The 357-nt window shown below is 63.9% G+C and carries 1 protein-coding gene; it reads left to right on the top strand.

Going from position 1 to position 357, the window contains the following annotated elements; genetic code table 11:
* On the top strand, window positions 1-357 hold a 357-nt coding region (locus tag CBX98_RS25665), incomplete at both ends, for a CocE/NonD family hydrolase (protein WP_197710255.1).

The raw sequence follows: 357 nt of genomic DNA, 5'->3' as shown, positions 1-357 counted from the left end.
CGGCCAGAACGCCAAGCGTGGCAAGGGCGAGGAGATCACGCGCGCCGGTTACGACGACTACACGAATTTCCTGAAGGCCGGTTCGGCGGGCGACTATGCAAAGGCCGCCGGCCTCGACCAGCTGCCTTACTGGCGCAAGCTCAGCGAGCATCCGTCGTATGACGCCTACTGGCAGGGGCAGGCGCTCGACAAGGAAATGGCGAAGCAGCCGTTGAAGGTCCCCACCATGTGGCTGCAGGGCCTGTGGGACCAGGAAGACATGTGGGGCGCGATCCACAGCTACGAAGCCGTGGAGTCCAAGGACAAGGGCAACGACAAGAACTACCTGGTGATGGGGCCGTGGCGGCACAGCCAGGT

It is taken from the genome of Vibrio sp. T9, assembly GCF_003123985.1.
GTDB classification, from domain to species: Bacteria; Pseudomonadota; Gammaproteobacteria; order Enterobacterales; family Vibrionaceae; genus Vibrio; species Vibrio diabolicus.
The sequence above is the reverse complement of the archived record's forward strand: the minus strand, read 5'-3'. Positions and strand labels throughout refer to the sequence as shown.